Raw genomic sequence first — 18,631 nt, 5'->3', positions numbered from 1 at the left:
TTATTCGAAGGACGGACCGGGCGACCGGGTTAGTTGATGTCTAGAAGCATTATTATAACGATCCATTGACCCGCCGCATCGTCATCAGGTCGCGGATGCGCATTGCCAGCGTCTCCACCGCGAACGGCTTGGTGAGTATCTGCATGCCCGGCTGCAGGCGCCCATTGCCGATCAGGCTGTTCTCGGCGTAGCCGGTGATGAACAGCACCTGCAGCTCTGGGCGGCGCACCAGCGCGGCATCGGCCATCTGGCGTCCGTTCATCCCGCCGGGCAGGCCGACGTCGGTGATCAGGAGGTCGATGCGCGCCTCCGACTGCAGTATCTTGAGGCCGGCCGCGCTGTCGGTGGCCTCGATCGCGGCATAGCCGAGGTCCGCCAGCACCTCGGTCACCAGCATGCGCACCGAGGGTTCGTCGTCGACGATCAGCACGGTCTCGCCCTGTCCCGCGCGCGCCACCTCGGCCGCGCGCTGCGCCAGGTCCTCGCTTTCGACGTCGCCGTAGTAGCGCGGCAGGTACAGGCAGACCGTGGTGCCGTCGCCGACTTCCGAATAGATGCGCACGTGGCCGCCGGACTGGCGCGCGAAGCCGTGGATCATCGACAGCCCGAGCCCGGTGCCCTCGCCCAGCGGCTTGGTGGTGAAGAAGGGTTCGAAGGCGCGCGCCACCACCTCGGGCGTCATGCCGGTGCCGGTGTCGGTCACGCACACCGACAGGTACTGGCCTTCCGGGATGTCGTGGGTAGCCGACGCCGAGTAATCGAGCCATTTGTTGGCGGTCTCGATGGTGATGCGGCCGCCGTCCGGCATGGCGTCGCGCGCATTGATGCACAAATTCAGCAGCGCGTTCTCGAGCTGGCCGGGGTCGATCAGGGACGGCCACAGCCCGACCGCGCCCACCACTTCCAGCGCGATGTGCGGCCCGATGGTGCGCCGGATCAGCTCTTCCATCCCCGAGATGAGGGCGTTGACGTCGGTCGGCTTGGGGTCGAGCGTCTGGCGCCGCGAAAACGCCAGCAGGCGGTGCGTCAGCGCCGCCGCCCGTCGCGACGCGCCCTGGGCCACCGTCATGTAGCGTTCCAGGTCGTCGATGCGGCCCTGGCGCATGCGGATCTGCATCAGGCCGAGCGCGCCGGTGATCCCGGCCAGCAGGTTGTTGAAGTCGTGGGCCAGGCCGCCGGTGAGCTGGCCCACGGCTTCCATCTTCTGGGCCTGGCGCAGCTGTTCTTCCATGTTGCGCTGGCCGGTGGTCTCGACGCCGACGCCGGTGCGGCGCACGGGCTTGCCCTCGGCGTCGAGATGGGTGCGCCAGCGCGACAGCACCCAGCGCACCGTGCCGTCCGGATGGCGCAGGCGGTATTCCAGCGCCATGTCCCTGCCCGACACCAGGCTGCGCGCGATCTCGGCCTGCAGCGCCGGCCGGTCGTCCGGATGGACGTTGCCCAGGAACTCCGCGGTGGGCACGCCGGCGGCCGCGCGCACCGGGTCGATGCCGTACAGCCTGGCGATCGCGACGTCGGCCACGTAGCGGCCCTGGACCAGGTCGGCGGTCCAGGCGCCGATGCCGCCCACCGAATTCAGGGCCAGCCGCGAGAATTCCTCGGGATCGCTGACGACTTTTTCGCGCAGGCGCTCGGGCGACAGGTCGCGCCCGGCGGCATACACGCGGCCTTCGCTGCAGTTGCCGGTCCAGGCGATCCAGCGGTAGGACCCGTCCTTGTGGCGGAAGCGGTATTCGAAAGGCACATCCAGCGGCTGTTCGAAGATGCCGGCGAAGGCGTCGACGGTGGCATCCAGGTCGTCCGGATGGGTGTAGGCGAGGAAGGTGGTGCCGACGATCTCGTGCGCTTCATAGCCGAGCAGCTCGGTCCACATCGGGTTGACGGTCTCGATCGTCCCGTCCGGGAGCGCGACCACCAGCAGTTCGCGCGCCAGCAGCCAGAACCGGTCCTGGGCGCGGGTCCAGGCGGCCGTGGGCTGCGCGCTGCGTTTATCGTTGTCCATGTGAGTCTGAAGCAAGAATTTCGTCAATGCCTCATCTAAACGCAGCTGGACCGTGTGGTCTGTTCGCTAACACTCACCGGGGGCTGGACAGTCACCCGACATGCATGAAGTTTGATGCAGATAAAAAAAACGGCCGGGCATTGCTGCACCGGCCGTCGCATTTACCCATCGCTGAGAGTTACTTCGCCCCACCCAGCAGCATCTCGTTCAAACGCTTCACGAACGCTGCCGGGTCGGTCAGGCTGCCGCCCTCGGCCAGCATCGCCTGATCGAACAGGATGTGCGCCCAGTCGCCAAAGCGCGGGCTCGCCGCGTCTTCGTACTTCAGGCGCGTCACCAGCGGGTGGTTCGGGTTGATCTCGAGGATCGGCTTGCTGTCCGGCGCGTTCTGGCCGGCCGCCTTCAGCATGCGCACCAGGTTGGCCGACAGTTCGTGCTCGTCCGCCACCAGGCAGGCCGGCGAATCCGTCAAGCGGAACGTCACGCGCACGTCCTTGGCCTTGTCCGCCAGCGCGCCCTTCATCTTCTCGACCAGGTCCTTGTACTGGCCTTCGGTCTCTTCGTGCTCCTTCTTCTCGGCTTCGTCCTCCAGCTTGCCGAGATCGAGGCCGCCCTTGGCCACCGACACCAGTTCCTTGCCCTCGAATTCAGTCAGGAAGGACAGCATCCACTCGTCGACGCGGTCGGTCAGCAGCAGCACTTCGACGCCCTTCTTGCGGAAGATCTCGAGGTGCGGGCTGTTCTTGGCGGCGATGTAGCTGTCGGCGGTGACGTAATAGATCTTGTCCTGGCCTTCCTTCATGCGCGACACGTAATCGGCGAAGGAAACGGTCTGCTCATCCGAATCGACGTGGGTCGAGGCGAAGCGCAGCAGCTTGGCGATGCGGTCCTTGTTGGTCGCGTCCTCGCCGATGCCTTCCTTCAGCACCTGGCCGAATTCCTTCCAGAAGGTGACGTACTTGTCCTTGCCTTCCTGCTCGTCGCTGTTGGCCATCTCTTCCAGCATGCCCAGCACGCGCTTGGTCGAGCCTTCGCGGATCACGCGCACGTCGCGCGACTCCTGCAGGATCTCGCGCGAAACGTTCAGCGGCAGGTCGGCGGAGTCGATCACGCCCTTCACGAAGCGCAGGTAGATCGGCATCAGCTGCTCGGCGTCGTCCATGATGAACACGCGCTTGACGTACAGCTTGATGCCGCCGCGCTTGTTGCGGTCCCACAGGTCGAACGGCGCGGCGCTCGGTACGTACAGCAGCTGGGTGTACTCGCTGCGGCCTTCCACGCGGTTATGGGTGTAGGCCAGCGGCGGCTGGAAGTCGTGCGAGACGTGTTTATAGAACTCTTCGTACTGTTCCTTGGTGATGTCCGACTTCGAGCGCGCCCACAGCGCCGACGCCTGGTTGACGGTCTCGAATTCGTCCTTGACGACGGTTTCCTTCTTTTCCTCGTCCCACTCTTCCTTCTGCATCACGATCGGCAGCGAGATGTGGTCGGAGTACTTGCGGATGATCGACTTCAGCTTCCACGACGACAGCAGCTCGTCCTCGCCTTCGCGCAGGTGCAGGATGATGTCGGTGCCGCGGCTGGCCTTCTCGATCGGTTCGAGCGTGTAGTCGCCCTCGCCGGCCGATTCCCAGCGCACCGCTTCCGACGCCGGCGCGCCTGCGCGGCGGGTCTCGACGGTGACGCGGTCGGCCACGATGAAGGCCGAGTAGAAGCCGACGCCGAACTGGCCGATCAGGGCCGCGTCGGCCTGCTGGTCGCCCGACAGCTTGCTGAAGAATTCCTTGGTACCCGACTTGGCGATCGTACCCAGGTGCGAGATGACTTCGTCGCGGCTCATGCCGATGCCGTTGTCCGAGATGGTGACGGTCCTGGCAGCCTTGTCGAACGCCACCTTGATCTTCAGTTCGTGGTCGTTACCGTACAGCGCATCGTTGTTGATGGCCTCGAAGCGCATCTTGTCGGCCGCGTCGGACGCGTTCGAAATCAGTTCGCGCAGGAAGATTTCCTTGTTCGAGTACAGGGAATGGATCATCAACTGCAGCAGCTGCTTGACTTCTGCTTGGAATCCAAGGGTTTCTTTTTCGGCAACAGCCATCTTGTGTCCTCGTTTAGTGCGTTGGTTGAACAGACCGGGCCAATATTGGGATAACGAAAATTATTTCAAGGGTCTTTTTGATAAGCAATATTGTGCATGGGACGTATGCAACATACATAATCTTTTGATATTTTTCTCGACTTCATGATCTAGTCGACATACCGTATCGGCGCAGTGGAATTTTTTTCGTGCCCGGTGTCGAAACCTGCAAGCGCCATCCGTCGTAGTGATAGCAGCACCCACAACAAGCAAACCAGGGAGATCTATCATGAGTGAAGCAGTCCGCCCCATCCCCGAAGGCTTCCGCACCGTCACGCCCCACCTCGTGTGCGGCGACGCCGCGGCGGCCATCGCGTTCTACCAGCAGGCCTTCGGCGCCACCGAAGTCGGCCGCATGAATATGCCCAACGGCAAAATCGGGCATGCCGAAATCCGCATCGGCGATTCGCGCCTCATGCTGGCCGACGCCTTTCCCGAGTACGGCAGCAACGACCCGCTGGTACTGAAGGGGTCGCCGGTGGTGATCCACCTGTACGTCGACCATGCCGATGCCGTCTGGGACCAGGCGATCGCCGCCGGCGCCACGCCGGTCATGCCGCTGTCCGACGCCTTCTGGGGCGACCGCTACGGCCAGGTCCAGGACCCGTTCGGCCATCGCTGGTCGATCGCCACCCACCAGCGTGAGGTCTCCATGGAAGACATGCAGGCGGCCCTGAAAGAGATGGCGGCATCGGAATGCGGAGGGAATGCACAATGAAATTCATGGTCATCGTCAAGGCCAGTGCGGCCTCCGAAGCCGGCGTCATGCCGAGCACCCAGCTGCTCACCGACATGGGCAAGTTCAACGACGAGCTGGTCAAGGCCGGCGTGCTGCTGTCCGCCGAAGGCCTGCACCCCAGCAGCCGGGGGGCGCGCATCCGCTTCAAGGACCAGCAGCGCACCGTCATCGACGGCCCTTTCGCCGAGACCAAGGAACTGATCGCCGGCTACTGGCTGATCGAAGTCAGCTCGAAGGAAGAAGCGATCGAGTGGATGAAGCGCGCCCCCAACCCGCACGACGGCGTCGACAGCGAGATCGAGATCCGCCAGGTCTTCAGCGAAGCCGACTTCGGCGAGGCGTTCACGCCCGAGCTGCGCGCGCAGGAGCAAGAGCAAATGCGCGCCATGCGCGAACAACGCGCGCGCTAAGGAGGCCGGCCATGCAGTTCATGATCATCCGCAAGGCCGATGCCGCCACCGAAGCCCTTCTCCCGCCAGCGCCGGGGCTGATCGAGGACATGGCGCATTTCCACCAGCAGTTCGCCGACGAGGGCAAGCTCGGCCTGGCCCTGGGCCTGCGTCCGAGCGGACACGCCGTGCGCCTGAAAATGGGACCGGGCGGCGAGCGCATCACCGACGGCCCGTTTGCCGAAACCAAGGAACTGGTGGCCGGCTTCACCATCATCGAGGCGGATTCGAAGGAAGCTGCCATCGAGCGCCTGCGCCAGTGGCCGCCGGCCGACGCCGACGCCACCGGCCAGGTCACACTGGAACTGCGCGAGACCGGCTGCCCGGGCGGCTGCGCCGAAGTGGCATCCAGCCTGGCCGGCAACGACGACAGCGCCGGCCGTTACGTGATCCTGCTGCGCTCCAACGCCGACTCCGAACGCGACACCGTGCCAGAGCAGGAAAAGCTCGATGCGCTGGACGCCTTCAACATGGCCGAGGCGGCGGCCGGCGTGCTGCTGGCCGGCGACGGCCTGATGTCGAGCGCGCGCGGGGCGCGGGTCACGCTGTCCGGTAGCGGCGGCCGGGTCGACGTCAGCGTGATCGACGGCCCGTTTGCCGAAGCGAAAGAACTGATCGCCGGGTTCTGGATGATACGCGCCGGTTCCCTCGACGACGCGATCGCGTGGGCGCGCAAGCTGCCCTACCCGACCCGCCTCGATGCCGGGACGGAAGTCGAGGTCGAGATCCGCGAAGTGCTGACCATGGATGAACTGGTCGGGGCATGAGCGAAGCCGCTGCAGGCCATGGCGTCGGCCGCACTGTCGAAGCGGTCTGGCGCATGGAGTCGGCGCACATCGTCGGGGCGCTGACCCGCATGCTGCGCGACGTCGGCCTGGCCGAGGAACTGGCCCAGGACGCCATGCTGCAGGCGCTGGAATCCTGGCCAGCGGACGGCTTGCCGGACCGCCCCGGCGCCTGGCTGATGCAGGTGGCCAAGCACCGCGCACTCGATCATCTGCGCCACCAGTCCATGCGCGCCGGCAAGGAAGGCGAGCTATCCTGGGAATTCGACGAACAACTGCGCGCCGGCCAGCGCCAGCCCGACGAGCTGGCGGAACTGGCGCAGGAAGCGCGCGGCGGTATCGCCGACGACGTCCTGCGCCTGATCTTCGTCGCCTGCCACCCGGTGCTCTCCGCCGAGGCGCGCGCCGCGCTCACGCTGAAACTGGTCGGCGGGCTGTCCACGCTCGAGATCGGACGCGCCTTCCTGGTGCCCGAAGCCACGGTCGCCCAGCGCATCGTGCGTGCCAAGCGCACGCTGGGGGCGGCACAGGTGCCGTTCGAGGTGCCGTCCGGCCTTGAGCGCAAGCCGCGCCTGGCGTCGGTGCTGCAGGTGATCTATTTGATCTACAACGAAGGCTATGCCGCCAGCGCCGGCGCCGACTGGCTGCGCCCCGCCCTGTGCCGCGAGGCGCTGCGTCTGGGCCGGGTGCTGGCCGAACTGATGCCCGCGGAAGGCGAAGTCCACGGCCTGGTGGCGCTGATGGAAATCCAGTCCTCGCGCGAACGGGCGCGCACCGGGCCGGACGGCGCGCCGATCCTGCTGCTGGAACAGGACCGCACGCGCTGGGACCGCCTCCTGATCCGGCGCGGCCTCGACGCCCTCGAGCGCGCGGCCGGCTGCGGCAGCCTGGGGCCGTACGCGCTGCAAGCCGCCATCGCCGCCTGCCATGCGCGCGCCCTGAGTCCGGAAGCGACCGACTGGGTGCGCATCACGGCGCTGTACGATGCGCTGGCCCAGCTGCTGCCCTCGCCGGTGGTGGAACTCAACCGCGCGGTAGCGGTCGGGATGGCGTACGGGCCAGCCGAAGGGCTGGCGCTGGCGGATGCGCTGCTGGCCGAGCCGATGCTGCGCCACTATCACCTGCTGCCCAGCGTGCGCGGGGATTTGCTGGCCAAGCTGGGACGGCATGAGGAGGCGCGGGCCGAGTTCCGGCGCGCGGCGGGGATGACGCGTAACGAACGCGAACGGGCGCTATTGCTGGCAAGGGCCAGTTAATCCCGCGCCAGAGGCACCCTTGAACCCATACCAACATCCTCCCCAGACTTCGCTGTTTGTCGTGCGCCATGGACGCACCGCCCTGAATGTCGACGAGCGCTACCTTGGCGCACTCGATCCGCCGCTGGATGAACTCGGGTTGCAACAGGCGGCAGACCTGGCACGCCTGCTCCAGGGCCGTGCCGACACCATCATCTGCTCGCCCCGGCTACGCGCCGTGCAAACCGCCGAGGTGCTCGCCTCAACATGGCATGTGCCTTTCACGATCCTGGATGCATTCGCGTAACGCAATGTCGGCGTGTATGAAGGCTTGACCAGGGACGAGGCGCGCCTTGCTTATCCGGATCTGTGGCAACAGGATATTACTCGGCAGTGGGACATCGGACCTCCGGGTGGCGAAAGCATCCAGACCGTGTTCGAACGCGTCGCCGCAGGCTTGGCAACGCTGGAGAACGATTTTGCCGGCCGCAATGTCGTGCTGGTCGCGCATGGTTTCGTGGCCAAGGTGATCCGCGCCCTGCTCACCGGCCTGTCCTGGGATGCGTTCTTCCGGTATGCCTTGAAAAACGGGCAGGCGGAGCACTACACATTTATGCAAGGTCTCATGCGCGACTTCGGCCGGCCGTCCGCAAGCTGCGATAGAAGAGCATGCCGACCCCGATCATGATCGCCACGTCGGCAATATTGAAGATGCCCGTGCGCAGCCCGCCGATGCCCAGGTTCAGGAAATCCGTCACGCCGCCACGGAAAATAATCCGGTCGATCAGGTTGCCTGCCCCGCCGCCGACAACCAGTGAGACGGCGACGATGTCGAACGCGGTCACGCCGGGTTTGCGGACCAGATAAATCACCATGGCGGCCAGCGCGACCGCCGCTGCGACCACGAACATGGCGAAACGCGTGGATTCGGAGAACGTGGCGCCCAGGCTCAGGAAGGCACCGTGGTTTTGCGTATGCTGCAGCCGGATGATGTCGCCCCACAAGGAATAGCTGACCGATTCCGGTACATGGATGCGGACGAGCTGCTTCGTTGCCTGGTCACAGCCGACACAGGAAAGCAGCACCATCAGCATCAGGCACGTTCTCTTGAGCATGTTCACCGGGTGCTCCTGACAGGTCGCGGAACACCCAATGTAACACCGGACCGGTCACGAAAACACGCGCATTGTCACCCGGGTTGCACGAGCACGGCGCCGGCTAGTCCCGGCGCGCCTTTTCCAGGAAGGTCCACAGCGCGGCATCCTCCATCGACGCAATGTTCACCCGCATCATGGTGGTCGGCAGCTGGCGCGGCGAGAACAGGCTGCCCGGCGCCAGCAGCAGGCCCTGCTCCATCGCCTGGGCCGCCAGCACGTTGGTGTCGCGGCCGGCATCGAGCCAGGCGAACATGCCGGCCGCCGGCGCCGGCGCCATCCGCAGCCCCAGCCCTTCGAGGCGGCGCAGCACGCCGGGCCGCACCGCGTCCAGGCGCGCGCGGATGCGCTCCAGGTGCTTGCGGTACAAGCCCTCCGACAGGATCTTGTAGACCACGCGCTCGCCGATGTCGCTGGTGGTCAGCGTGGACAGCATCTTGCGGTCGGCCAGGCGCTCCGCATAGTCCGGCGAGGTGGCGATGAAGCCGACGCGCAGGTTGGGCGACAGCGATTTGGAAAAGCCGCCAATGTAGATCACGCGGCGCAGCTGGTCGAGCGCGGCCAGGCGCGTCACCGGCTGCACCGCGGGGCCGGGATGCAGGTCGCAGTAGATATCGTCCTCGACCACGATCATGTCGTGCTGCTCGGCGATGCGCAGCAGCTGGAAGGCCTTGGCCGCCGACAGCGTGGTCGAGGTCGGGTTGTGCAGCACCGAATTGATGACGTACAGGCGCGGCTTGTGCGCGGCTGCGAGCAGCGCCAGGCGTTCCAGGTCGGGACCGTCGGCCAGGCGCGGGATGCCCACCACCTGCAGGCCCATCGCCGCGAACGATCCGAACATCAGGAACCAGGCCGGGTCGTCGACGAACACGGTGTCGCCGGGGCGGCAGAATTCGCGCGCCACCAGGTCCAGCGCCTGGGTCGCGCCGAGCGTGGTGACGATTTGTTCCGGCGGCGCTTCGATGTCGAGCGCGGCCAGCTTGCGCTGCAGCTGCTGGCGCAGCGGCGCGTAGCCCTGCGGCGTGCCGTAGGTGAGCAGCAGGCTGCTGTGCTGGCGGCTGACCGCGCGCAGCGCGCCCGCGATGCCGGGACCGTCCAGCCAGTCGGCCGGCATGACGCCCGACCCGCTCGACGGCTGGCCGGGCGACTGGCGGAACATGTTACGGATCAGCCAGACCACGTCCAGCGTACGCGTCTCGGGCACCGCCGTGGCGTCCTGCGCTGCCTTCAGACCGATATGCAGGCTGGCATTCAGCACCGAACGCTCGCGCACGAAGAAGCCGGCGCCGCGGCGCGACTCCAGGTAGCCCTGGGCCACCAGCTTGTCGTAGCCGGCCACCACCGTGAACGGCGACACGCCATGGGTCTGGGCAAAGTTGCGGATCGAGGGCATGCGCGCGCCGGCGCGCAGCTGGCGCGCATCGATGCGGGCGGCGATCGAGCGCACGATCTGGTCGGGCAACGCTTCGCCAGATTCGCGCGACAACAAATGCAGGCCGGGTGTGTTGGTCATTTCGCCATTACAGTGCAATATTTATCAGGTGGAGTGTATCGGGACTGTATCGGCAGTCGGGTCTAGCATACCCCTGGTCACCTGTTGCTGCAATCACCCCATGATCCACCTCGGAGCCGCCATGCGCCACCCTGCCCCGTCCACCCTTGCGCCCGCCCTGCGGATGAGCGACGACAGCCGCGGCCTGCTGCTCGGGCTGGCCGGGGTCGCCATCTTCAGCCTGACCTTGCCGTTCACGCGGATGGCGGTGGCCGCCTTCGATCCGCTGCTGCTGACGCTCGGCCGCGCGCTCGGCGCGGCGCTGCTGGCCGCCTGCTGGCTGCGCCGGGCCCGGGCGCCGCTGCCTGCCCGTGCCGACCTGCGGGGCCTGGCCATCGTGGCGGGCGGCTGCGTGATCGGCTTTCCGCTGCTGACCTCGATCGCGCTGCGTTCGCTGCCGGCGTCGCACGGTGCGGTGCTGGTCGGCGTCCTGCCGCTGTGCACGGCGCTGTATGCGGCGCTGCGCGGGCACGAACGGCCGTCGCGCGGGTTCTGGCTGCTGGCCGCGCTGGGCGCCGCGCTGGTCGTCGGCTTCGCGCTGGCCCAGGGCGGCGGCAGCCTGCACCTGGCCGACCTGCTGATGTTCGGCGCCGTCGCGTCGGCGGCGGCCGGCTATGCCGAAGGCGGGCGCCTGGCGCGCCGCATCGGCGGTCCGGAAACCATCGGCTGGGCCCTGCTGCTGGCCGCGCCGCCGATCGCACTGGCTCTGGCGCTGACGCTCGATGCCGGCCAGGCGGCGCGCCTGGCGGCGGCCGGCCCGGGTGCCTGGCTTGCCTTCGGCTACGTCACGGTATTTTCGATGTTCGTCGGCTTCATCTTCTGGTACCGCGGCCTGGCGCTGGGCGGTGTCGCCCGTGTCGGCCAGGTGCAGCTGCTGCAGCCTTTCCTGTCGCTGGCCGGCGCCGCCCTCCTGCTGGGCGAGCCGCTCACCCTGGCCAACTGCGCGTTTGCGCTGGCCGTGATCGCCGTGGTGGCGCTGGGGCGCCGCATGCAGGTACGGCGCTGATTATTGATTCACCGGATTCGCCGGCTCACTGGAGACCCATCGCATGCAACTACCTACCCTCGCCGACATCGACGCCGCCGCCCGCCTGGTGTATGCGGCCATGCCGCCCACGCCCCAGTACAGCTGGCCGCTGCTGAACGAAGCACTCGGCATCGAAGCCTGGATCAAGCACGAGAACCATGCGCCCACCGGCGCCTTCAAGGTGCGCGGCGGCCTGGTCTACCTGGATGCCCTGCTGCTGCGCCAGCCGGATGTGAAGGGCGTGATTGCCGCCACCCGCGGCAACCACGGCCAATCGGTGGCGCTGGCCGCGCGCCGCCATGGCGTTGCGGCGACGATCGTGGTCCCGCACGGGAACAGCAGCGAAAAGAATGCGGCGATGCGCGCCTTCGGCGCCCGCCTGGTCGAACACGGCGCCGATTACCAGGCCAGCCGCGAATACGCCCATGCGCTGGCCAGGGAAGAAGGCTTGCACATGGTCCCCTCCTACCACCCCGACCTGGTGGCGGGCGTGGCCACCGGCTGGCTCGAGCTGCTGCGCGCCCGGCCCGAACTGGACACGCTGCTGGTGCCGATCGGCCAGGGTTCCGGTTTCTGCGCGGCGGTGGCGGCGCGCAATGCGCTCGGCCGCGACCTGCGCCTGATCGGGGTGGTGTCGGCGCATGCGCCGGGCTACCGGCTGTCGTTCCAGGCCGGGCAGGCGGTGGCGGCGCCCGCGTCCACCGTGCTGGCCGACGGCCTGGCGTGCAGCACGCCGGATCCGCTGTCGCTGCCGGTCGTGCTGGCCCATGCCGACGACGTGATCGCCGTCAGCGACGACGAGGTAGCGGCGGCGATGCGCCTGTATTACCGCTGCACGCACAACCTGGCCGAAGGCGCCGGGGCGGCGGCGCTGGCCGGGGCGCTGCAGCTGCGTGCGGCCGGCCGGCTGGACGGCGCCCGCCTCGGCCTGCCGCTCAGCGGCGGCAACATCGACGCCGCGCTGTTCGCGCCGGTGCTGGCGGCGGCGACGGATCGTTAAAAATCGCATGCCCGGGGGCGCCTTTCAAGTCGTACAATACCGGCTCTTTTTCAAGCAACACAACCAGGGGATTCCATGTCCGTCTACGACAAACTGAAAGAATTGAACATCACGCTGGCCGCGCCGGCCACCCCGGCTGCCGCCTATGTCATGTACGTGCAGACCGGCAACCTGGTCTTCATCTCCGGCCACATCGCCAAGAACGCCGACGGTTCGCCGAACACCGGCCTGCTGGGCAAGGACAAGACCACCGCCGAAGGCCAGGAAGCGGCACGCTCGGTCGCGATCGACCTGGTCGGCACGCTGCAGGAAGCCTGCGGCGGCGACCTGTCGCGCGTGAAGCGCATCGTCAAGGTGATGAGCCTGGTGGCATCGACCCCTGAATACAACGAACAGCACCTGGTCACCAACGGCGCCTCGGAACTGATCGGCGAGCTGTTCGGCGACGCCGGCAAGCATGCGCGCTCGGCCTTCGGCGTTGCCTCGCTGCCGCGCGGCACCTGCGTCGAGATCGAAATGATCGTCGAAGTCGCTTAAAAGATCAGGCAGCACCAGAACTGGGGCTGCCTACCAGGCGGCCTCATTAATCGAGCCGCTTATCCAGCGTGCTTTATAATGGCCGACGCACCCAATGCGGTCCTTCCTCTGTGAGATCAGTATGAAAATCGAAAATCCAAACCCCATCCAGTGGCAGTTTTCGGAACGCGCATCGCAGCTGCAAAGCTCGGCGATCCGCGAAATCCTGAAGATTACCCAGCGCCCGGAAATCATTTCCTTCGCCGGCGGCCTGCCGTCGCCCCTGACCTTCCCCGTCGAGCGCATGAAGGCAGCCTACGACAAGGTGCTGAGCGAAACCGGCAAGCAGGCGCTGCAATACGGCCCGACCGATGGCTACGCGCCGCTGCGTGAATGGATCGCCGGTTACCTGTCCACGCCGGACTGCAAGATCGTGCCCGAGCAGATCCTGATGGTGTCCGGTTCGCAGCAGGCGCTCGACCTGCTGGGCAAGGTGCTGATCGACGAAGGCAGCAAGGTGCTGGTCGAGACCCCGAGCTACCTGGGCGCGCTGCAGGCGTTCTCGGTGTACCGTCCCGAATTCCACTCGGTCGAGACCGACGACCACGGCCTGGTGCCGTCCTCGATCGAAGGCCTGGCCGAAGGCGCCCGCCTGCTGTACTCGCTGCCGAACTTCCAGAACCCGACCGGCCGTTCGCTGTCGATCGAGCGCCGCCGCGAGCTGGTGGAAACCTGCGCCCGCCTCGGCCTGCCGCTGATCGAAGACGATCCGTACGGCGCGCTGTCGTACAAGGGCGAGCCGATGCCGCGCATGCTGAACATGAACCCGGACGGCGTCATCTACATGGGTTCGTTCTCGAAAGTGCTGACCCCGGGCATCCGCCTCGGCTACGTGTGCGCCCCGCTGCCGCTGGTGCGCCGCCTCGAGCTGGCCAAGCAGGCCGCCGACCTGCACACCGCGACACTCACCCAGATGGTGGTGCACGAAGTCGTCAAGGACGGTTTCCTGAACGAGCACATCCCGACCATCCGCACCCTGTACGCCAACCAGTGCCAGGCAATGCTGGATGCAATGGAAGAGCAGTTCCCGGCCGGCGTGACCTGGACCCGTCCGGAAGGCGGCATGTTCATCTGGGTCGAGCTGCCGAAGCAGATCGACGCCACCAAGCTGCTCGACCAGGCAATCGCCGCGCGCGTCGCCTTCGTGCCGGGCGCGCCGTTCTACGCCAACGACCCGGACACCCACACCCTGCGCCTGTCCTTCGTGACCGTGCCGCCGGAACGCATCCGCGAAGGCATCGCCATCCTCGGCAAGCTGATCAAAGAGCAGATGTGATCGGTGCAGGCCACCCGGCCTGCATACGGACACTGCCGAAAAGGCCGCGCCTCCTGCGCGGCCTTTTTTTACGCCGCCATTTGCCGTCATCTCTCGGACAATTGTCCAAAAACGTAAACAAATGTCGGTTGCAACGAGGGCACAATTTTTTTCCTAATAATCAACAATTGTTACACAGCAAATCACAACAGGTGTATCATTTTGTTCGATTTCCCTCGTGCAGCTGCAGGCCTAGTATGACCAACACCGTCAGCGTGTCCTTGTCCGACACGCACAAGCCAGCCATCCTGATCGTCGACGACGCGCCCGACAGCCTCGGTGCGCTGCGCACGATCATGCTGCGCCAGGGCTATCAAACCTTCGTCGCCACTTCCGGCGAGCGCGCGCTCGACATCGCCCTGCGCGTGAAACCGGACCTGGTGCTGCTCGACATCGTCATGCCCGGCATGGATGGCCTGGAAGCCTGCCGCAGGCTGAAGGCGCATCCGGCCACCACGCGCATCCCGGTGATCTTCATCAGCGCGCGCGACGAGACCGCCGACATCGTCGCCGGCTTCGACATCGGCGCCGCCGACTACATCCCGAAGCCGCTGCGCATGGAAGAAGTCTGCGCGCGCGTACGCGCCCAGCTGCGCATGCGCACCACCAGCGAGACCCAGACAGCGCAGGCCGACCGCCTGCGCATGATCGTCAACAGCATGGACCAGGGCCTGCTGATCGTCGAGGCGTCCGGGCGCATCCAGTACGCCAACCCCGCCTGCGACCGCTACCTGGGCTGCAAGCCGGAAGAGCTGGTCGGCCGCCGCCTGGCCGACCTGCTGGAGCAGCCCGAGGCGCCCGCCGACCATGCCGTCGCCCAGGGCACGCGCGAAGTCAACATTCGCCACCACGACGGCAGCCTGCGCGCGATGGACCTGACCCTGACCCCGATGCACGCCGACGCCGGCCTGTTCGTCGCCCTGCTGCACGACATCAGCCACCACAAGCAGTCCGAGGATGCGCTGCAGCGCGCCGCCATGCTCGATCCGCTGACCAAGATCGCCAACCGCCGCCAGTTCGACGCTTTCCTGGAAAAGGAATGGCAGCGCGCGATCCGCAACGCCCAGCCGCTGTCGCTGGTGGTGCTCGACGTCGACCACTTCAAGCTGTACAACGACACCCTCGGCCACGCCGCCGGCGACACCTGCCTGCAACAGGTGGCGCAGGCGCTGCAGGGCCATGCGGCGCGTCCGACCGACCTGGCGGCGCGCTACGGCGGCGAGGAATTCGTGCTGCTGTTCGGCGAAACCCCGCTCGACGCCGCGACCCGCCTGGCCGAAATGATCCGCACCGCGGTGGAAGCCCTGCAGCTGGCACATCCGCGCTCGCCGAGTTCGCCGTGGCTGACCGTGTCGGTGGGCGTGGCGACCATCGTGCCGACGCAGCTGGACGAGATCGAGAACCTGTTCGTGTGCGCCGACCGGGCCATGTATGCGGCCAAGGCGGGTGGGCGCAACCGGGTGGAGGCGACGCTGGTGGGGGCGGCCTGGGACGTGGTCAAGGACGCGGCTGTCATTGATTTGAGCTGAGTATACGCACCAATTCGGCCCGCGCCGGATGAACGTCGCCCCTGCGAAGGCAGGGGCCTAATTTCCAAGAGCTGCCATTACGCGTGCAACTTGGGCCCCTGCCTTCGCAGGGGCGACGGGCGGAAGCTGACACACACAATTACCATAAGCGCCTGGTCAACCGTCCTAAATCCTCCAGCGCCGGCCCGATCGCCAGCACCATCAGCAAGACAGCCAGCGGCACCGTCGCCATCGACCCCACCTGCCTGAATCCCAGCGCCCCCACCACCCCGCCGGCAAAGAAACTGCCCAGCAGCCCGCACAGCAGCGCCAGCCGCGCATGGTTGGCGCCGACCCTGGGCAGGCGTTCGCCGTCCGCATTCCAGTACAGCAGCTTGCCCAGCTCGATGCCGATATCGGTGACGATCCCGGTCATGTGCGTGGTGCGGATCTCGGCATGCGAGAGCTTGGTCATCAGCGCATTCTGCAAGCCCATCATGAAGCACAGCAGCATCACCGTGGCCGGCACGAACAGCCCGCCGACGCCGGCCAGGCGCGCGCCCAGCAGGCCGAACACCAGCAGCAGCAGCGCCTCCAGCAGCAGCGGCAAGGCGTACAGGCTGGCCAGCGCGTGGCGGCGCGCATGGTTGACCATCAGCGCGGTACAGGCAGCTCCCATCAGAAAGGACAGCATGGCGCCGAGCGCGTCCAGCGCCAGCCCGGCTGCGCCCAGCGCCAGGTCGTCGGCCGCGCCGGAGACGATGCCGGTCATGTGCGAGGTGTAGCGGTGCACGGCCAGGAACCCGCCGGCATTGATGGCGCCGGCCACGAAGGCCAGGGCCAGGCCGAGGTGGCGGTCGGCGCGGCGGGTGCGCGCGTGGGCGGTCAGGGTATGGACGTAGTGCATGCCGTCAATACTAATCCAATCGGACCCGACATTGAACGGCAACAGCGGCTTCTCGTTCACGTGGCTATAATTGACAACCTTATTTGATCCTGCTCGCCCACATCGACCAGTCTGGACCACCGTGAATCCACATCTCGACCGCCTCCACCCCTACCCGTTCGAAAAACTGCGCCAACTGTTTGCCGGCGTCACGCCCAGCCCCGAGCATGCGCACATCAGCCTCGGCATCGGCGAGCCCAAGCACCCGACGCCGGCCTTCATCCAGAAAGCGCTGACGCACAGCCTGGCCGGGCTGGCCGTGTACCCGACCACGCACGGCGGCGAAGCGCTGCGCGGCGCGATCGCGGGCTGGCTGGAGCGCCGCTACGGCATTCCGCCGCTGGATCCGGCCACGATGGTGCTGCCGGTCAACGGCTCGCGCGAAGCGCTGTTCGCGATCGCCCACTGCACGATCGACGCCAGCAAGGCCGGCGCGCTGGTGGTCTGCCCGAACCCGTTCTATCAGATCTACGAAGGCGCGGCCTACCTGTCGGGTGCCGAGCCCTATTTCGTGAATTCCGAGCCGGCGCGCAACTTCGGCTGCGACTACGGCAGCGTGCCCGACGAGGTATGGCAGCGCGTGCAACTGCTCTTCGTCTGCTCGCCGGGCAACCCGACCGGCGCCGTGCTGACCCTGGACGACTGGCGCGAACTGTTCGCGCTGTCCGACCGCCACGGCTTCGTGATCGCCGCCGACGAGTGCTATTCCGAGATCTATTTCGGCGCCACGCCGCCGCTGGGCGCGCTCGAAGCCGCGCACCAGCTCGGCCGCAGCACGGGCGACCAGCCGTACAAGAACCTGATCGTGTTCTCGAGCCTGTCCAAGCGCTCCAACGTGCCGGGCATGCGCTCGGGCTTCGTGGCCGGCGACCCGGCCCTGCTGAAGACCTACCTGCTGTACCGCACCTACAGCGGCGGCGCGATGTCGCCGATCGTGCAGGCGGCCTCGATCGCGGCCTGGGGCGACGAAGCCCACGTGCAGGAGAACCGCAACCTGTACAAGGAAAAGTTCAGCCTGATCACGCCTCTCCTGAGGCAAGTGATGGACGTCGAACTGCCGGACGCCGGTTTCTACCTGTGGGCCGACGTGCGCCGCACCGGGTTGTCGGACACCGAGTTCGCCAAGGGCCTGTACGCCGCATATAATGTCACGGTCCTGCCGGGGAGCTACCTCGCGCGCGACGCGCACGGGACCAATCCGGGACGCAACCGCATCCGCATGGCGCTGGTCGCCGGCGTCGACGAGGGACTGGAAGCGGCCAACCGCATCGTCCAGTTCTGCAAGGACCTCAAGTCCGCCTGAATACCGTTTTATCCATCACTGAACCTGAAACCGACATCATGACTCAACAACTCCAGACCCTCATCGACAACGCGTGGGAACAGCGCGCCGAGATCAGCCCATCGAACGCACCGGCCGACGTGCGCGAAGCCGTCGCCACCGTCCTCGCCGGCCTTGACGACGGTTCGCTGCGCGTGGCGCAGAAGGACAGCGGCAGCTGGGTCGTGAACCAGTGGATCAAGAAGGCCGTGCTGCTGTCGTTCCGCCTGGAAAACAACGTGCCGGTCGAAGGCGGCGGCATGCAGTTCTACGACAAGGTCCCGACCAAGTTCGCGGATTACACCGCCGAAGACTTCGCCAAGGGCGGCTTCCGCGTGGTGCCGCCGGCCGTCGCCCGCCGCGGTTCATTCATCGGCAAGAACGTGGTCCTGATGCCGTCCTACGTCAACATCGGCGCCTACGTCGACGAAGGCACCATGGTCGACACCTGGGCCACCGTCGGCTCCTGCGCCCAGATCGGCAAGAACGTCCACCTGTCCGGCGGCGTCGGCATCGGCGGCGTGCTGGAACCGATGCAGGCCAACCCGACCATCATCGAAGACAACTGCTTCATCGGCGCCCGCTCGGAAATCGTCGAAGGCGTGATCGTCGAAGAGAACTCGGTGATCTCGATGGGCGTGTACATCGGCCAGTCGACCAAGATCTACAACCGCGAAACCGGCGAAGTCACCTACGGCCGCGTGCCGTCGGGTTCGGTCGTGGTCTCGGGTTCGCTGCCGTCCGCCGACGGCAAGTACAGCCTGTACTGCGCCGTGATCGTCAAGCGCGTGGATGCGCAGACGCGTTCGAAGACCGGTATCAACGAGCTGCTGCGCGGTATCTGATCTGTCGAGCCGTAATTAATTAGTCAGCTCCAAAACGTCG

At 66.5% G+C, this 18,631-nt stretch carries 16 protein-coding genes and 1 pseudogene; 12 read left to right on the top strand and 5 right to left on the bottom strand.

Features of this window, described 5'->3' with window-relative positions; genetic code table 11:
- Window positions 1-52: 52 nt before the first annotated feature.
- Window positions 53-2,002: a PAS domain-containing sensor histidine kinase gene (locus FBX97_RS17195; RefSeq protein WP_141833744.1), complete on the bottom strand. Its 1,950-nt coding sequence runs from the start codon at window positions 2,000-2,002 to the stop codon at window positions 53-55.
- A 178-nt stretch (window positions 2,003-2,180) separates the two neighbouring features.
- A complete protein-coding gene (htpG, locus tag FBX97_RS17190) occupies window positions 2,181-4,100 on the bottom strand; it encodes a molecular chaperone HtpG (RefSeq protein ID WP_141833741.1) in 1,920 nt (639 codons plus the stop codon).
- A gap of 268 nt (window positions 4,101-4,368) precedes the next feature.
- On the opposite strand from htpG, the gene FBX97_RS17185 reads away from it, so the two are divergent.
- The 5 genes and pseudogenes from FBX97_RS17185 to FBX97_RS30190 all read left to right on the top strand — a co-directional run bounded on the left by FBX97_RS17185 (window position 4,369) and on the right by FBX97_RS30190 (window position 8,035).
- Window positions 4,369-4,857: a VOC family protein gene (locus FBX97_RS17185; RefSeq protein WP_141833738.1), complete on the top strand. Its 489-nt coding sequence runs from the start codon at window positions 4,369-4,371 to the stop codon at window positions 4,855-4,857.
- Window positions 4,854-5,288 carry a YciI family protein gene (locus FBX97_RS17180; protein ID WP_141833735.1) on the top strand — a complete coding sequence of 145 codons (435 nt, stop codon included), beginning with the start codon at window positions 4,854-4,856 and terminating at the stop codon, window positions 5,286-5,288. Before FBX97_RS17185 ends, FBX97_RS17180 begins: the two co-directional genes overlap by 4 nt.
- An 11-nt stretch (window positions 5,289-5,299) precedes the next feature.
- Window positions 5,300-6,094, top strand: coding sequence for a YciI family protein (locus FBX97_RS17175; RefSeq protein WP_141833732.1), 795 nt, complete (start codon window positions 5,300-5,302; stop codon window positions 6,092-6,094).
- Entirely contained in the window at window positions 6,091-7,368 is a 1,278-nt protein-coding gene (locus tag FBX97_RS17170) for an RNA polymerase sigma factor (RefSeq protein ID WP_141833729.1), read from the top strand. The genes FBX97_RS17175 and FBX97_RS17170 overlap by 4 nt, the downstream gene beginning before the upstream one ends.
- Before the next feature lie 61 nt (window positions 7,369-7,429).
- Window positions 7,430-8,035: pseudogene (locus FBX97_RS30190) on the top strand (histidine phosphatase family protein).
- Here FBX97_RS30190 and lspA read toward each other — a convergent pair.
- Entirely contained in the window at window positions 7,971-8,462 is a 492-nt protein-coding gene (lspA, locus tag FBX97_RS17155; RefSeq protein WP_255517534.1) for a signal peptidase II, read from the bottom strand. The pseudogene FBX97_RS30190 and the gene lspA sit on opposite strands and share 65 nt — an antisense overlap.
- Before the next feature lie 103 nt (window positions 8,463-8,565).
- Window positions 8,566-10,014, bottom strand: coding sequence for a PLP-dependent aminotransferase family protein (locus FBX97_RS17150; RefSeq protein ID WP_141833717.1), 1,449 nt, complete (start codon window positions 10,012-10,014; stop codon window positions 8,566-8,568).
- Window positions 10,015-10,114: 100 nt separating this feature from the next.
- Here FBX97_RS17150 and FBX97_RS17145 point away from each other — a divergent pair, with 100 nt between their 5' ends.
- The 5 genes from FBX97_RS17145 (at window position 10,115) to FBX97_RS17125 (ending at window position 15,500) form a co-directional block, all read left to right on the top strand.
- The gene (locus tag FBX97_RS17145) at window positions 10,115-11,059 is read left to right on the top strand and encodes a DMT family transporter (RefSeq protein WP_255517503.1); all 945 of its coding nucleotides are present in this window, start codon (window positions 10,115-10,117) and stop codon (window positions 11,057-11,059) included.
- Window positions 11,060-11,102: 43 nt separating this feature from the next.
- Window positions 11,103-12,080 (top strand): threonine dehydratase, encoded by a 978-nt coding sequence (locus FBX97_RS17140; RefSeq protein WP_141833714.1) that lies wholly within the window; start codon window positions 11,103-11,105, stop codon window positions 12,078-12,080.
- Window positions 12,081-12,155: 75 nt separating this feature from the next.
- Window positions 12,156-12,617, top strand: coding sequence for a RidA family protein (locus tag FBX97_RS17135; protein WP_141833711.1), 462 nt, complete (start codon window positions 12,156-12,158; stop codon window positions 12,615-12,617).
- Between the two features lie 121 nt (window positions 12,618-12,738).
- On the top strand, window positions 12,739-13,932 hold the full coding sequence (locus FBX97_RS17130; RefSeq protein ID WP_141833708.1) for a PLP-dependent aminotransferase family protein: 1,194 nt from the start codon (window positions 12,739-12,741) through the stop codon (window positions 13,930-13,932).
- A 236-nt stretch (window positions 13,933-14,168) separates the two neighbouring features.
- Complete coding sequence (locus tag FBX97_RS17125) at window positions 14,169-15,500, top strand: diguanylate cyclase (RefSeq protein ID WP_141833705.1); 1,332 nt, start codon at window positions 14,169-14,171, stop codon at window positions 15,498-15,500.
- A 139-nt stretch (window positions 15,501-15,639) separates the two neighbouring features.
- Here the strand turns inward: FBX97_RS17125 and FBX97_RS17120 are convergent, their stop codons facing one another.
- Window positions 15,640-16,386 (bottom strand): YoaK family protein, encoded by a 747-nt coding sequence (locus FBX97_RS17120; protein ID WP_141833702.1) that lies wholly within the window; start codon window positions 16,384-16,386, stop codon window positions 15,640-15,642.
- 121 nt (window positions 16,387-16,507) lie between these two features.
- On the opposite strand from FBX97_RS17120, the gene dapC reads away from it, so the two are divergent.
- Together dapC and dapD are read left to right on the top strand one after the other, a co-directional pair.
- Entirely contained in the window at window positions 16,508-17,728 is a 1,221-nt protein-coding gene (dapC, locus tag FBX97_RS17115) for a succinyldiaminopimelate transaminase (RefSeq protein WP_141833699.1), read from the top strand.
- A 38-nt stretch (window positions 17,729-17,766) separates the two neighbouring features.
- Entirely contained in the window at window positions 17,767-18,591 is an 825-nt protein-coding gene (gene dapD, locus FBX97_RS17110; protein WP_141833696.1) for a 2,3,4,5-tetrahydropyridine-2,6-dicarboxylate N-succinyltransferase, read from the top strand.
- Window positions 18,592-18,631: the final 40 nt, after the last annotated feature.

The organism is Herbaspirillum sp. SJZ107 (assembly GCF_006715485.1).
GTDB lineage: Bacteria > Pseudomonadota > Gammaproteobacteria > Burkholderiales > Burkholderiaceae_D > Telluria.
The sequence above is the reverse complement of the archived record's forward strand: the minus strand, read 5'-3'. Positions and strand labels throughout refer to the sequence as shown.